Source organism: Clostridium pasteurianum BC1, assembly GCF_000389635.1.
In the GTDB taxonomy this organism is placed as follows: Bacteria; Bacillota; Clostridia; order Clostridiales; family Clostridiaceae; genus Clostridium_I; species Clostridium_I pasteurianum_A.
Genome location: NC_021182.1, coordinates 3163188 through 3177965, shown reverse-complemented (window position 1 = coordinate 3177965; position 14778 = coordinate 3163188). Strand labels below are relative to the sequence as shown.

Annotated in this window: 13 protein-coding genes; 8 read left to right on the top strand and 5 right to left on the bottom strand. The window is 29.2% G+C overall.

Annotated features, from left to right (window positions below):
* Nucleotides 1-65: 65 nt before the first annotated feature.
* Nucleotides 66-806: a polysaccharide deacetylase family protein gene (locus CLOPA_RS15015; protein WP_015616286.1), complete on the bottom strand. Its 741-nt coding sequence runs from the start codon at nt 804-806 to the stop codon at nt 66-68.
* A 466-nt stretch (nt 807-1272) separates the two neighbouring features.
* Between CLOPA_RS15015 and CLOPA_RS15010 the strand changes: the two genes are divergently transcribed.
* Together CLOPA_RS15010 and CLOPA_RS15005 are read left to right on the top strand one after the other, a co-directional pair.
* Complete coding sequence (locus CLOPA_RS15010) at nt 1273-1953, top strand: response regulator transcription factor (RefSeq protein WP_015616285.1); 681 nt, start codon at nt 1273-1275, stop codon at nt 1951-1953.
* A complete protein-coding gene (locus CLOPA_RS15005) occupies nt 1950-3473 on the top strand; it encodes an ATP-binding protein (protein WP_015616284.1) in 1524 nt (507 codons plus the stop codon). Before CLOPA_RS15010 ends, CLOPA_RS15005 begins: the two co-directional genes overlap by 4 nt.
* A gap of 34 nt (nt 3474-3507) precedes the next feature.
* Here CLOPA_RS15005 and CLOPA_RS15000 read toward each other — a convergent pair whose 3' ends face one another.
* Complete coding sequence (locus tag CLOPA_RS15000; protein ID WP_015616283.1) at nt 3508-4836, bottom strand: S1C family serine protease; 1329 nt, start codon at nt 4834-4836, stop codon at nt 3508-3510.
* A 255-nt stretch (nt 4837-5091) separates the two neighbouring features.
* On the opposite strand from CLOPA_RS15000, the gene CLOPA_RS14995 reads away from it, so the two are divergent.
* Together CLOPA_RS14995 and CLOPA_RS14990 are read left to right on the top strand one after the other, a co-directional pair.
* Complete coding sequence (locus CLOPA_RS14995; protein WP_015616282.1) at nt 5092-6132, top strand: AI-2E family transporter; 1041 nt, start codon at nt 5092-5094, stop codon at nt 6130-6132.
* A gap of 168 nt (nt 6133-6300) precedes the next feature.
* Nucleotides 6301-6765: a DUF3189 family protein gene (locus tag CLOPA_RS14990; RefSeq protein ID WP_015616281.1), complete on the top strand. Its 465-nt coding sequence runs from the start codon at nt 6301-6303 to the stop codon at nt 6763-6765.
* 123 nt (nt 6766-6888) lie between these two features.
* Here CLOPA_RS14990 and CLOPA_RS14985 read toward each other — a convergent pair whose 3' ends face one another.
* On the bottom strand, nt 6889-7533 hold the full coding sequence (locus tag CLOPA_RS14985; RefSeq protein ID WP_015616280.1) for an undecaprenyl diphosphate synthase family protein: 645 nt from the start codon (nt 7531-7533) through the stop codon (nt 6889-6891).
* Nucleotides 7534-8035: 502 nt separating this feature from the next.
* Between CLOPA_RS14985 and CLOPA_RS14980 the strand changes: the two genes are divergently transcribed.
* From CLOPA_RS14980 to CLOPA_RS14965, 4 genes are all read left to right on the top strand, one after another.
* Entirely contained in the window at nt 8036-9034 is a 999-nt protein-coding gene (locus tag CLOPA_RS14980; protein WP_015616279.1) for a 2-hydroxyacyl-CoA dehydratase family protein, read from the top strand.
* Nucleotides 9034-9807: an acyl-CoA dehydratase activase gene (locus tag CLOPA_RS14975; protein WP_015616278.1), complete on the top strand. Its 774-nt coding sequence runs from the start codon at nt 9034-9036 to the stop codon at nt 9805-9807. The genes CLOPA_RS14980 and CLOPA_RS14975 overlap by 1 nt, the downstream gene beginning before the upstream one ends.
* A gap of 95 nt (nt 9808-9902) precedes the next feature.
* Nucleotides 9903-10388 (top strand): DUF4912 domain-containing protein, encoded by a 486-nt coding sequence (locus CLOPA_RS14970; protein ID WP_015616277.1) that lies wholly within the window; start codon nt 9903-9905, stop codon nt 10386-10388.
* Nucleotides 10389-10526: 138 nt separating this feature from the next.
* Nucleotides 10527-12107 (top strand): glycoside hydrolase family 57 protein, encoded by a 1581-nt coding sequence (locus CLOPA_RS14965; protein ID WP_015616276.1) that lies wholly within the window; start codon nt 10527-10529, stop codon nt 12105-12107.
* Nucleotides 12108-12292: 185 nt separating this feature from the next.
* Here CLOPA_RS14965 and CLOPA_RS14960 read toward each other — a convergent pair whose 3' ends face one another.
* Both CLOPA_RS14960 and CLOPA_RS14955 read right to left on the bottom strand, forming a co-directional pair.
* Nucleotides 12293-13861: a DEAD/DEAH box helicase gene (locus tag CLOPA_RS14960; RefSeq protein ID WP_015616275.1), complete on the bottom strand. Its 1569-nt coding sequence runs from the start codon at nt 13859-13861 to the stop codon at nt 12293-12295.
* A 65-nt stretch (nt 13862-13926) separates the two neighbouring features.
* Nucleotides 13927-14592, bottom strand: a complete 666-nt coding sequence (locus tag CLOPA_RS14955) for a hypothetical protein (protein WP_015616274.1) — start codon at nt 14590-14592, stop codon at nt 13927-13929.
* Between the last annotated feature and the right edge of the window lie 186 nt (nt 14593-14778).

Genomic DNA, 14778 nt, shown 5'->3' with positions numbered 1-14778 from the left:
CTGTTAATTAAGCATCATAGGTCATAAACAAAAACTCCACCTGCTGCAAAGAAATCTGTTTATATCTATTTTCTAAAATTATAATGATATTCTGGAGTTCTATTAGTAATTGGTTTTATTTCATATCCATTACTTCTATAATAATCTATAATTTGAGGCAGTGCTTTTATAGTATTAATGTTGTTTGAATTGCAATGCATAAGAAGTATTATTCTATCATCCTCAGTGCTATTTTTTTTGGCATTATTTAACAGTTGATCTACAGATAAATGAGGGTTTACTCCATCTTCTATACTGGCATTCCAATCATAAACTTTTAAATTATTTTTGTGAAGTTTTTCAAGCATTTCACTGGTGAGATGTTTAGCACTACCTCCTGGAAATCTTATGGAATTTGTACTTGATCCAGTGATTTCTTTTACTTTTTTTTGAGTATCCAGCATTTCTTGCAGAAATGTATCGTCGCTTTTATATATTTCTTTAAAATTATGAGAAAAAGTGTGTAATCCTATACTGTGGCCTTCATTACATATTCTTTTTAATAAATCTTCTCTTCCACATATTTCTTTACCGACAACAAAAAAAGTGGCTTTTGCATTGCATTGCTTTAGAGTATCTAATAAATGATTGGTTATTATAGTGGGTCCATCATCAAAAGTAAGATATACAACCTTTTTTTCAGCTACAGTTTCTTTGAGAGAATTATTTAATTTTGCCTGAGCATTATCTATATAAATATATTGTACTAAAATTAATGCTGCTAAAAAAAATAATAAATTGATTTTGTATTTTTTTATATTGTACATGGTTTCATCTTCCTTTTATAATAGTGTTCAGCATTGGTTTAATGCTGTCTAACTTATATTGCATAGGTGAATATAATATAAAGTGACATTTATGTATAAAATTCTTATAAAGATATTTAATTATTACTATTAATATAATTAATTTATGGCCAAAGTTTGAAATTAATTAATAAAAAATATAAGTTTATGTTTTTTATTATCTCTAGGAATATAATAAAAATACTGCATTAAATTTTGATAATTTAGTAAGATTTACTATTAAAGTTTTTTAAAAAATAAATATATATATTTTCATTGGTATAAAATAAAAGAGATGTTTTTATTTCAAAATGTAATAAATAAGATTTTTTATGTATGTTATAATAATAGTAAACATAGCTTTGGAAAGTAGTACTCTTAAGCATTAATGTGACTATATTTATTTGATCATATCTAAGTTGAAAATATTATTTAGGAGAAATAATTTATGAAAGAAAACATTTTAATTGTGGAAGATGAAGAGAGAATGAGAAAACTTATTGATGCTTATTTAAAAAAAGAAGGATATAAAACTTTGGAAGCAAAAGATGGAGTAGAGGCAGTAAGAGTTTTTGATTCTAATAAAGTAACTCTTATAATACTTGATATTATGATGCCTTTAATGGATGGGTTTAATGTATGCAAATATATAAGAAAGAACTCTAATGTTCCAATAATAATATTAACTGCTAAGTCAGAAGAAGAGGATAAGCTCTTAGGCTACGAATTAGGCGCAGATGATTATGTAACAAAACCCTTTAGTCCTAAGATTCTAGTGGCAAAGGCAAAAGCACTTCTGAAGCGATATTATCCGGAGGATAATTCCAATATTAGCAATATGAACCTTGATGGTGTTACTATTAATGAGCTCAGTCATGAGGTTACAATTGACGATAAGGAAATATATCTTTCTCCAAAGGAATATGATCTTTTGTTATATTTTATTAAAAATAAAGGGATAGTATTAAGCAGGAACAAAATTTTAGATATAGTATGGGGTATAGATTATTATGGTGATCTTAGAACTGTAGATACACATATAAAAAGATTACGGGAAAAACTTATGGATAAAGCCTATCTAATAGCTACAGTTAGGGGAAGTGGTTATAAATTAGAGGTGAAAAGATGAATTTAAAACAGGGAATAGCTGTTAAATTGTTTTTTATAACACTTGCCTTTTTCGCGCTTTTTATAAGTAGTATACTTATTTTTCAATCCTTATTTTTTGAAAAATTTTATATAAACAGAAAAATGGATACTCTGGAACAAAATGTAGAAAAGTTTAGGGAAGCTTATAATAAAACAGAGGGAAGTACAAACATTTTACAATTAGCTAGAAATTTTGAGGACTCTAATAATAGCAAAGTGGCTGTATTGGATAAATATGGATATTTAAATTTCGTAGCTGGCTCTGAAAGCAGAGAAGTGGAATCTGCCAGTGTAAGGGTTATAAGACAGGTAATTGATAATTGGAATGCAAATCCTGGAGCGGCTATGAATATAAGGAGAAGTGGCAAGGGCAGCACTTATATATTTGACAATAATGTTTATAATGTAAGAAATATAGTTTGCGTACTTCCTAATAATGAAAAGGGTGAGGTAATATTTGTTGTTTCTTCACTGCAACCTGTCAATGAAGCCTCATCTGTTATTAAGGAGTTTTATGTATATATATATATAGCTGCATTAGTACTAATTATAATATTATCACTTATATATTCAAATATGATTTCTAAACCATTAATAAGTCTTAACCGGACTGCATCTAAAATGGTGAATTTAAATTTCTCAGAAAAGTGTATTGTTAAGAGTGATGATGAAATTGGAAATCTTGGTAATACTCTAAATTTTCTATCTGAAAATTTAAATAGTGCAATGAACTCACTGAGAAAAGCCAATGAAAAATTAAAGAATGATATTGAACAGGAAAGAAAGCTTGAAAAAATGCGTAAGGAATTTGTGGGAGGAGTATCCCATGAATTAAAAACACCTATAAGTCTTATAGAGGGATATGCAGAGGGAATTAAAGATAATGTGTTTCAAGGTGAGGATAAAGATTATTATATAGATGTTATTATAGATGAGGCAAAAAAAATGGGATCTCTTGTTACAGATATGTTAGATTTATCACAGCTTGAGAGTGGTAATTTTAAATTGAATTGTGAAGATTTCTACATTGATAAGCTTATCAATTCTACTGTAAGAAAATATTATACATTGTTTAATGAGAGGGAAATCGATGTACATTTAAACTTAAATAATAATGTTTTAACCTGTGGTGATTCTATGAGAATAGAACAGGTACTTACAAATTTTATCACTAATTCTATACGGCATACGGAAAATAATGGTAAAATAAGTATAGATATGAGGGAAAGTAGTGATAAGGTTTATATATATGTAAAAAATTTGGGGGATAATATTGAAAAAGAAGATTTATCTAAAATTTGGGATAAATTTTATAAAATAGATAAGTCAAGGAATAGAAGCCTTGGTGGAACTGGTCTTGGTCTTGCAATAACAAAGAATATACTTATGCTTCATAAAAGTGATTTTGGAGTGGAAAACTTTAATGGTGGAGTAGCTTTTTATTTTTCACTGGAGCTTTCTGAAGATGCTAGAATAGAAAAATTAAAGGTGTTAACCTAAATTTTTAGGTTAACACCTTTAATTTTTTAATTAGTTATTCTGTTAATGTTAAAGTAAGAGATTTAGTACTTCCGTTTCTGTAAACTTGAATATTTATTTTATCTCCAGCTTTGTGAGATGCTTTTATACTGTTTAGTTCATCGGTGGTTGTTATGTTTTTACCATCGAATTTTGTAATTATGTCATTTGCCTGTAAACCTGCTTTTTCGGCTGCACTGGATGGATTTACCTGTATTACCGCAACTCCTTGAGGTACATTATTTTGTTGTGCATCAGCACTGGATATATCGCTGCAGGTAATGCCAAGCATTAATATAGGCTTTAAAAGTGAACTGATTTTTGGCTTAACTAAATCTATTGGTATAGCAAAGCCTATACCTTCAACTCCTGAAGTGCCTATTTTTGCACTGTTTATTCCGATTACCTGGCCTAGAGAATTAACTAGTGGTCCACCGCTGTTACCAGGATTTATGGCTGCATCTGTTTGAATAAAGGTTTCTGTCGTAGAGCTGTCAACCTGAACCTGCCTGTTTAAAGCACTGACTATTCCAGAAGTAACGGAACCTAGAAATTCTTTTCCTAAAGGGTTACCAATGGCTACAACTTGATCTCCGACTTGAAGAGAACTTGAATTACCTAATTCAGCAACTCCAGGAAGTGTTACATTTCCTGTTAATTTTATAACTGCTAAATCCATAGAGGAATCATAATTTACAACTTTAGCAGGCACTTCTTTTTTGTTACTGAGAATTACCGTTATCTGCTGTGCACCGCTTATTACATGATAATTTGTTAATATATAGCCATTGCTATTAAAGATTATACCAGAACCCATACCGTCTTGTTCCTGAGCCTGAGATCCACCGAAAAAATTATTGCCACTGCTAACAGTGCTTTTAGTTGAAACTCCCACTACCGCTGGACTAACCTTTTTAGCGATTTCAGCTATAGTAAGTCCCCCGCTGGTTGCAACAACTGGAGAAGCTTTATAGTTGCTATTATTGGAGGAAGCCTGTTGTGATAAATTTTCATACAAAGGGCTGGATTTAAAAAAACTTGTTTTAGGAAGAACATATAGCGAAGCAACGCCAGAAGCGGCACCGCCAAGTATAGTACAAATAAGACCTACGGCTACATATGAGGCTATTTTTTTACCTTTGCCCTTGTTATTTTTTTTATTTGTTGATGTGACTTCATAATCACTATCAGTAAAACTATTATGTGAACTCCCTTTATCAGTGTTATCATAACCTGTATCCTTTGATACGTTATAAGCTGAGTAGTTTGAAATTGGCAATTCACTTGTTGAGTCTATATTACTAGCATTGTTTTCATTATTTGAATTATTTTCATGTTCATTCATTTGTAAAAACCTCCTTACCATATTTAATTTCTATATTTATATAATAGATGTATACTGTGACAATTTTATGACAGCTTTGTTAAATGGATATGACAATTATATACTTAATAACATACCTATTCTATGATAATATATTCAAAAGTAAAGTAAGATGCTTTTTGGTAGACTAGTACTATTGCAAATAAAATTTATATGTGTTATATCTATATAAAAACAATTAAACGTGGTATAATTTATTACATGAGGTGAAGGGAATTGGATTTTTTAAAACAAATATTTAAAAAAGATTTGGTGAAGAGCTTATTGTTTTTAATATGTATAGGTATATTCTTATATATGATAAAAAGTATACTTAATTTAGTCTTATTGACATTTCTGTTTGCTTATTTAATTAATAGTTTAGAGAATTTTGTGATAAATAAATTGAAAAAATATGTTCCTGTGAAAAAGGGAATAGTTACAATAGTATTATATGTAATTATCTTTGCTCTGATAATAATAATTTTATATAAATACATTCCCATAATAATAATTCAAAGTATAAGTATCATAAGGCAGGCAGAGGAATCCTATATGGAAACTGTTAAATACAACATACCGAGTGGTTTAGGCAAGTTTTTATTTCCAATGATGGCTAAACTTGATATAAGGAACTATACACAATCCGGAATTGATATTGCAGTTCGTACTGCTGCTAATGTTGGAAAATGGGGTGGATATTCATTTATAGCACTGATGCTCAGTCTGTTTTTTATATTACAAAAAGAAGAGGTAATTAATTTTTTAAAGAAATTTGAAAACAGTAAAATTTCCGGTGTATACAAATATTGTGCATACTTTGGAAACAACTTCTTAAATTCTTTTGGTAAGGTTATAACAGCTCAAGTAATAATAGCCATGGTAAATACTATTATATCGGTAATTTTACTTACTATAATGGGTTTTCCTAAATTACTAGCATTGGGATTCATGATTTTTCTATTAAGTTTAATACCTGTAGCGGGCGTTATAATATCTCTTGTTCCTTTATGTTTAATTGCTTTTAAAATAGGAGGGGTTATAAAGGTAGTCTATGTTTTAATAATGGTGGCAATAATACATTTAGTAGAAAGCTATATATTAAATCCTAAACTTATGTCAGAAAAAACTAAATTACCTATATTCTTTACTTTTGTAATACTCATTGTATCTGAACATTTTATGGGAATATGGGGTTTGCTTCTTGGAATACCACTCTTTATGTTTATAATTGAAATATTAGGAGTTAGATTAGGAGAAGAGTCTAAAAGACAATAGATAAATTTACAATATTAATAATGAAACTCTTCAATAAAAACACTGTTAAATTAATAAACAATTTAATGGTGTTTTTTTATTACTATGCATATATATTTGATCTATGTAAAAGAATACTGAATAGATTAAATATATATCAAATAAGTTGATAAAGTCAGGTGAAAATAAATGATAATTATATATCATGATGTAGGTGGAGCACATTCCACAGCTATTGCAGCAAATCTACATATTAATAGACTGCCCATGGACAGATTGCCTAGTAAGAAAGAATTACTTGATTTACCTACCTTTGATAAGGTAGAAAAAGCTGATTTAGGACATTTATTATATATTGGCCAGGACGAATTTGGAGCTAAAGTTTATACACTAGGAAGAAAATATAGACCGGATTTAGTTATACCAGCGGTGGAAGACATGTATTCAGCTTTACATGGTGATGGTGAAGGATTGTATATTGTAGATACCCATCCAACGGTAAATTTACCTATGAAGATAGGTGGTTTTACATCCCGACAATTAAAATGGGTGAGGTTTGGAAGACCTATTGTAACTTATGGTAGTATTAAAGCCTATATGGATATAGTTAATATAGTAAAGGCAGTAAAAAATAATCTAAAGGTGGGAAACTGATACTGTATAAAAATATGATAATTGCTGTGAAAAATTAGTTATGGTGTATAAAATAATGCCTAAAGCAAAAATATATTTATAAGCAGCAATAGTTGTAGGCATTATTTTATAATGAATTCATAATTAGCCACCAAGAGTAACATCTTGTTTACTATACCATTCTAATGCATTATCAAATTGGTTTTTTGTAAAATCAGGCCACATATCATCAATAACATAAAAGTCAGAATAAACACTTTGGACAGGCAAAAAGCCACTGAGTCTTCTTCGGCCACCCCATCTAATAAGTAAATCAACTCTGCTTATGTCATGAGAGCCTATGGTATTGTAAATGCTGTTTCGAGAGTTAACCTGTGTATTCTTAAGATTCATAAGATCCCATTCCCAACCATAGTTTACTAAAAAATTTATTTTTATACCACCTTTTCCGAAGTCTTTTCTTTTAGTAAAAGGAAGTAATTCCTTTGGAAATATAGGGGAATCATAATTTCCAACTACTAATAGAGAGGCATTTTCCCTTGAAAGCATTTCAACTGCTTTCACACAGGCGGCTATAAAAGCATCCTTTTGAGCTGCTGGTCTTTTGGTATTATCTACAGTAAAACCATAAAAAGTGAGTTCTTTAACTCCAACTTCTTCGCAGCATTTAAACAGTTTAACACCAGGAAGTAAGCCCTTATCGTAGCCCATTTCTTTTGTAAACCCATTTTTTACTGCCCATCTTCTATTACCATCTGGAATAATACCAATGTGATTTGGAATTCTCATAATCATCCTCCATCCTATAAATAATGCTATAAAGTAATTCTAGTAGTATATTTATAATATTACAAGTGTAAAGTAAAAAAATTCTATAAATGCTAGTTTACGTATTAATTCATAATAATACTATAAATATATAATTTATAGTATTGCCAAATATAAAGTTTTTAAATATAAAAATTTTATTCTTACAAATTAAAGGTACTCTACGCTAACATAAGGATAATTTCTAATACCATTGTTTGCATTTGATAAAAAGGAAAAGTAGAAAATAAACATATCTTATGAAGTCCTTGATTTTAAAGGCATTATAGCATATAATAGTAAATAAAAATATACTAAGACAGTTCGAAAGCCATCCTGTCTATAAACAAAACTATGGAAAAGCCGTAGGTTTACGGTGTTTTTTTATTGTGATTATAGAGGCAGATAATGTCTCTTTTTATTTGCATTCTAATAGTTGAATTTTATAGAGCTGAGAGTATGCTCTATTTTTTTGAGGTGAAATATGAAAAATATAGGAATAACTACTACAGTTCCCATTGAGGTGCTGATTGCAGCAGGCTATGAAGTAAAAGATTTGAATAATATTTTTATTACAGATGAAAATTATTGTAAATATATAGATGATGCTGAAAAAGATGGATTTCCAAGAAGTTCTTGCGCTTTTAAAAAAGGTGTTTATGGGGTGGCAGTTAAAGCTGGATTTAAGGAAATAATAGGAGTTACAGAAGGAGATTGTTCAAATACTAAAGCCTTAGAGGAAGTGCTCAGAATGAAAGGAGTTAGAGTTTATCCTTTTGCTTATCCACAGAGCCATAGGCTGGAAGATGTAAAAATTTCTTTAGATAAATTTATGAATATTTTTAAAGTGTCTTTTGAACAGGTTGAGAGAATAAGGATAAGACTAGTGAAAATCAGAAAGCTTATAAAAGAGTTAGATGAGTTAACTTATATTGAAAATAAAGCAACAGCAGTGGAAAATCATATTTATCAAGTAAGTGCTTCAGACTTTAATGGTAACTATAAAGAGTTTGAAAATGATCTAATTAATAAAATAGAGGAAATTAAAAAGAGAAATCCAGTAGAAAAAAAACTTAGGCTTGGTTATATAGGTACACCACCTATGACTTTAGATTTATATGAGTACGTAGAAAAATTTGATGCAAGATTTGTATACAATGAAATTCAAAGGGAGTTTGCTTTTCCACGGGCTATAAATTGCAATAGTATATATGAGCAGTATTATGATTATACTTATCCCTATGACGTGAAATTTAGATTGGAAGAGATAGACAGACAAATACATGAAAGAAAAATAGATGCACTTATACATTATACTCAGGCATTTTGCTATAGACAAATAGAACACATAGTTATAAAGAATTCTATTAGTGTACCAATATTAAATATTGAAGGAGATAAATTAAATGCTTTAGATGAAAGAACAAAGCTTAGAATAGAAGCGTTTTTAGATATGGTAATAGATTTGAAGGAGATAGAGTAATGAAAAAATTGGGAATAGATCTTGGAAGCAGGCAGGTTAAACTTGTAATAATGGAAGAGAATAAGATAATAGAAAAGTTCATGATAAGTACCATGTCCTTTTATAAAAACTATTGCAGTTATGATGGCAAGTTAATGGTGGATTTAGATAAACTTAATATTGGATATGTAGACACCGCTGTATCTACAGGATATGGAAGGAATAATACAGACATTAGATTCTTTAAACCTATAAGTGAAATTAAAGCACATGCTTATGGGGCAATATATAATACTGGATTTAAAAACTTTATACTATTAGATGTGGGGGGACAGGATGTAAAACTTATAAGAGTTGAAGATGGTATTATAACAGATTTGGAACTTAACGAAAAATGTGCTTCATCCTGTGGACGATATTTAGAAAATATGGCAAATGTTTTAGAAGTTTCTATAGATTATATGTTTAGATATTATGAAAATCCTGTAGAACTAAATTCCACCTGCGCAGTTTTTTCAGAATCTGAATTAATAGGAAAGATTGCTCAAGGTATTTCTTTAGATAGGCTGTGTGCAGGAGTAAATTATTCCTTATATAAAAAGCTTAGGCCTCTTTTAACAAAATTTATGGGAAAAGTCCTTGTAATATCAGGAGGAGTTGCTAAAAATAAAGCCCTTAAAATTTATTTAAAAAATAATTATGAAAAAATAATAACTATAGAAGATGCTCAGTATAATGGCGCTATAGGCTGTTGTTACTATGGAGAAAAATTTAAAAATAAAATTAATGTTTAGCATAATATATTTTCAGAAAAATTCTTTGATGACATTAATTTAATATTAAGGTATAATATACTATATCATCTAAGATGAATAATAGAGGTGAGGATATGTTAAATGATGATAAATTTGCATTAATTTTACTGGTTCAAAATTCCAATACTATATTTTGTTATTTCAATATTTCTCCAGTGATAATAAAGATTTTTCAAGACAGATATGGAGAAGATTTTTGGAAAAATTCTAAGCCTGCTTTAAAAGTGTATGATACAACTAATAATACTTCAAGAGAGATAAAGACAATATATCTAGACCCCTTAGCAAATAATTGGTTTATAAATTTAGATAGAAGCGGTATTGATGTATTTGCAGAACTGGGGAGGATACTATCTAATGGTGAATTTATTCCAATTCTTGTATCTAACGTTGTGACTACTCCGAGAAATTATCAATCAAATAATTCTAACGTATATTATATTGATATTTCTAAAGATTCTGGAGATGAAAATAATAAATCATTGAATGATGAAGCCGGCAATATGTTTGATGATAAAAAAGAACAACCTTATTCATTTATGGATGAAAAAAAAAATTAGTAATTACCCAGATATGATAATATATTCCGATTTGTCCCAGAATGATTTTCTGAAAGAATATATAGAAAAGTGTTTAGATGAATATTCTAGTTTTTCTAGTTTTACAATTAAGGGGAATTTTTTTAAGGAGGAATAAATGTGCAAAAGGGATATGTATCCATAGTTCTCCATAGCCATATGCCTTACATAAGGCATCCAGAAATTAAAGATCCACTGGAAGAAAGATGGCTATTTGAGGCAATAAATGAGTGTTATATACCATTAATTCAAGTTTATGAGGGCTTAATTAAAGATAAAATAAGCTTTAAAATTACAATGTCTATAACTCCTCCACTTATGTCTATGCTGCAAGATGAATATCTTAATGAAAGATATACGGAGTATTTGAAAAAGTCTATAGAGCTTACAGAAAAGGAATTAATAAGAACAAAAGATAATGAGGAACTAAATAAGTTAGCTAAGTTTTATAATGATAGATTTAATAAATTAATGAAAACATATGAGGATTATGATTGCAATCTAATGAATGCATTTAAAAAGTTTGACAAGTTGGGATGTCTAGAGGTAATAACTTGTTCTGCTACCCATGCATTACTTCCATTAATAGCAATAAATCCTGAAGCAGTAAGGGCTCAGCTTGCCACTGGGATTCAGTCATATATTGATACTATGGGTCATAGTCCCAATGGTATATGGCTTCCAGAGTGTGCTTATACTTATTCATTAGATTCAGTGCTGAAAGAGTTTAATATAAAGTATTTTATTGCAGAGAGTAAGGCATTACTATATGCAGATCCAAAACCATTGTATGGAACATCGGCGCCAATATCAACACCAAATGGAGTATGTGCTTTTGGAAGAGATATGGACTCCTCTTATCAGGTGTGGAGTGATTTTATTGGGTATCCTGGAGATGAGAATTATAGGGAATTTTACAGAGATATCGGTTTTGAATTACCTATGGATTATGTTAAACCATATATTAATGCAGCTGGCATAAGGCTTGATACCGGTATAAAATATCATAAAATAACAGGAAAAACTGAAAAAAAACAGTACTATAATAGAGAAAGAGCTATGGAAAAGGTAAGAGAGCATGCTGCTCATTTTGCCAAATGTAGACAGGATCAGATTAGTGGATTGAGCGAACATATGGAGGTTCCACCTATAATAACTTGTCCTTATGACACAGAGCTTTTTGGACATTGGTGGTTTGAAGGACCTGATTTTATAGATGCCTTTATAAGAGAGAGTTCCAAAGAAAATTATTGCTATGATTTTATCACTCCATCTGAATATCTAATGAATAATTCTAGGGTTCAATGTTGTAGTCCTAATCCATCAAGTTGGGGTGAAAACAGTGATTATTCAGTGTGGATAAACTCTTCAAATCAGTGGATATATAGAGATTTGCATAGGTGTGAAGAAATAATGATAAGGCTTGCAAATACTTATAAAAGTCCAAGTGAATTACAAACTAGAGCTTTAAATCAAGCGGCCAGAGAACTTATGTTGGCAGAGTCTTCTGATTGGCCATTTATTATAAAAAATAATACTACTGTAGAATATGTAATTAAGAGAATTAACACTCACATAGATAGATTTACCAGGTTGTATGATAGTATTAGTAAAAACATTATTGATATAAAATTTTTAGAAAAAATAGAGGCTTTAGATAACATATTTCCAGATATAAATTATAAAATTTACGAAACATAAGGAATTACAGGAGTATGAGAAACATTTAATAATTTTGGAAGATAAATTCATATTAAATATTATAAAAACACTATCAAAGACTATTTAGGTTTAATAATTTGATAGTGTTAATTTTTAGTTAAGAAGAATTACTAATAAAACTTTAAATAAAATTTTATTTATATACAGCTCAGCTATAAAAATTATTAATTTTTATTTTTAGCCACTTCAATATTAACTCTTCTATCATTAAATTTTTTGCCGCTAGTATTTTCCAGTACCAATGGTACTTTATTTTCATTTACATCCACAAAGGAGAATTTATCCAGTATATCAATGCTTCCTATATAATTTGAATTAACATTAGAAGTGTGGTCTATAAATTCTAAAAGTGATTTTATGTTTATTCCGTCTCTGCGACCTATAGACATAAATAATCTTACTGAATTTTCTACATTCAATGAATCATCATTGGATTCCGTGGATATTTCTTTGTCCAGTGTATTTTTTAAAAGAGCAGCAGCAATTTGAGTTAGAGAATATTCTTTACTTAAGTCCTCTATAATTGGTTCAAATTTTTTGTATTCCTCAGTATCAAGAATACTTGTAACTTTAGTTACAATATTTTTGGATTTAATATTTATTATATCCTGTATAGTAGGTACTGTTTTCTTAGTGATCTTACTCTTTATATCTTTTTCTATTTGTCTTAATTTTATAAACTCTTTTTTAGTTACCAGACTTATGGCCGTACCAGATTTATTAGCTCTTCCTGTTCTGCCAATTCTATGAACATAAGATTCTGTATCTTGAGGAAGTTCATAATTAATTACATGAGTTATATTTTCTACATCAATTCCTCTTGCGGCTACATCTGTTGCGGCAAGGAAGGTTAAATGACCATTTTTAAATTTGCTTAAAGTAGAAAGTCTCTGATTCTGCTTCATATCACCATGCATTCCCTCTATATTATATCCTTTTGAACTCATGGCACTTACTAATTCATCAACACTTTTCTTTGTTCTACAGAATATAATGGCACTTTCAGGTGCATCAATATCTAAAATTCTACATAAAGATTCAAGTCGTGCATTGTTATGGATTTCATAATAATATTGCTCTATTTTAGATACTGTCAATGATTTTTTTAGTATCTGAATATGTCTTACATCTTCTTTTAGATAGTTTTCCGCTAATTTTTTTATTTGTCTTGGCATGGTTGCAGAAAATAGCAAAGTCTGTCTTTCACTATTGGTACTTTTTATAATTTCTTCAATGTCATCAATAAAGCCCATGTTTAGCATTTCATCTGCTTCATCAAGTACTAAATAATTTAAATCACCAAGTTTCAATGTTTTTCTTCTTATGTGGTCTAAAACTCTTCCTGGAGTACCAACTATAATGGACACATCTTTTTTTATACCAGATATTTGTCTATCCATAGATTGGCCACCATAAATTGGTAATGAACGAACTCTATCATATTTAGAAAGTCTTCTTAATTCTTCATATATTTGAATTGCCAATTCCCTTGTAGGAGTTAATATTAATGCTTGAACAGACTTTTTGGAAATATCAATTTTGCTAATGATAGGAGCTCCAAATGCACAGGTTTTCCCTGTACCTGTCTGTGCCTGACCAATAATATCAAAGCCTTCCATTATAACAGGTATACTAGCACTTTGTATTTCAGAAGGAGTTTCAAAACCCATATCATCCATGGCTTTTAAAACTGTATCCTTCAATTCAAGTTCAGTAAATTTAATGTTTTTCATCAGTTATCCTCTTTCTTTATTTAATTTAACAACTCATGATATCACATAATAGTGGAATTATCAAATTATTTTATAGCTGTTAAGTCATTTGTAGATAAATCTAAGCTATATGCTTTACCTGTATTTGTGTTTACAAAGTACCATCCTAGGGTATTACTATGATTTTCAGCTGAAGTGCTATTGCCAACGCTAGTAAGTGCTTGAAAAACATAGTATTTATTGTTATCTTTTTCTTGAAGATGGTCATAATTTACAGTGATATTTGAATTATTATCAATTTTAGCTTTTAATATACTTGAAGCCTTCTCAACAGTTATAGTATTTCCTTTAGAATCACTAGAGGATGTATCTATAGTATTGGATGACCTAGAATCAGAAGTATTAATTGATGAGTTAGCAGAGGAATTATTTGTATTGCTAATGTTTTTACTATTATCAATATTTGGATTGTCATTTTGCTTTACTGCATTGGATGAATTGTCATTTCCAATATTAGTAGAACTAGCTTTATTTTGTGTAGTATTTACTGTTGAGTTTGTAGCATTATTTTCAGCAGTTAAATTTGAAGTATTTGTATTGTTTTTTGACTTTAGAGTTGAAGAATATCCTTTTGGTGTTTTTGATGATAATCTAAATATAGTAAAAAGTGATAATATACACAGGATTATAAATATAATAAAAAAAGGTAATAATTTAATTTTTTTATTTTTATGTCTTTTAACTCGTGTCATTGAATATACCTCCATAAAGTTTTATAATAAATAGTTTAATTTATACCAGTAATAAACATTATACTACTAATTTTACTATATTTTTATAAAAAATCACATAAAAATTTTGTAATTGAAAAAATGAAAACTAAAAAGTCCCGTTTGTACATAGGTAAATAATATAAAATATGATATAATGAAAGTTAT

Excerpts from the sequence above, each read along its gene's own strand:
- CLOPA_RS15015 (WP_015616286.1), bottom strand. The coding sequence starts at position 806 with ATGTACAATATAAAAAAATACAAAATCAATTTATTATTTTTTTTAGCA.
- CLOPA_RS15005 (WP_015616284.1), top strand. The coding sequence starts at position 1,950 with ATGAATTTAAAACAGGGAATAGCTGTTAAATTGTTTTTTATAACACTT.
- CLOPA_RS15010 (WP_015616285.1), top strand. The coding sequence starts at position 1,273 with ATGAAAGAAAACATTTTAATTGTGGAAGATGAAGAGAGAATGAGAAAA.
- CLOPA_RS14985 (WP_015616280.1), bottom strand. The coding sequence starts at position 7,533 with ATGAGAATTCCAAATCACATTGGTATTATTCCAGATGGTAATAGAAGA.
- CLOPA_RS14970 (WP_015616277.1), top strand. The coding sequence starts at position 9,903 with ATGTTAAATGATGATAAATTTGCATTAATTTTACTGGTTCAAAATTCC.
- CLOPA_RS14975 (WP_015616278.1), top strand. The coding sequence starts at position 9,034 with ATGAAAAAATTGGGAATAGATCTTGGAAGCAGGCAGGTTAAACTTGTA.
- CLOPA_RS15000 (WP_015616283.1), bottom strand. The coding sequence starts at position 4,836 with ATGAATGAACATGAAAATAATTCAAATAATGAAAACAATGCTAGTAAT.
- CLOPA_RS14955 (WP_015616274.1), bottom strand. The coding sequence starts at position 14,592 with ATGACACGAGTTAAAAGACATAAAAATAAAAAAATTAAATTATTACCT.
- CLOPA_RS14990 (WP_015616281.1), top strand. The coding sequence starts at position 6,301 with ATGATAATTATATATCATGATGTAGGTGGAGCACATTCCACAGCTATT.
- CLOPA_RS14960 (WP_015616275.1), bottom strand. The coding sequence starts at position 13,861 with ATGAAAAACATTAAATTTACTGAACTTGAATTGAAGGATACAGTTTTA.
- CLOPA_RS14980 (WP_015616279.1), top strand. The coding sequence starts at position 8,036 with ATGAAAAATATAGGAATAACTACTACAGTTCCCATTGAGGTGCTGATT.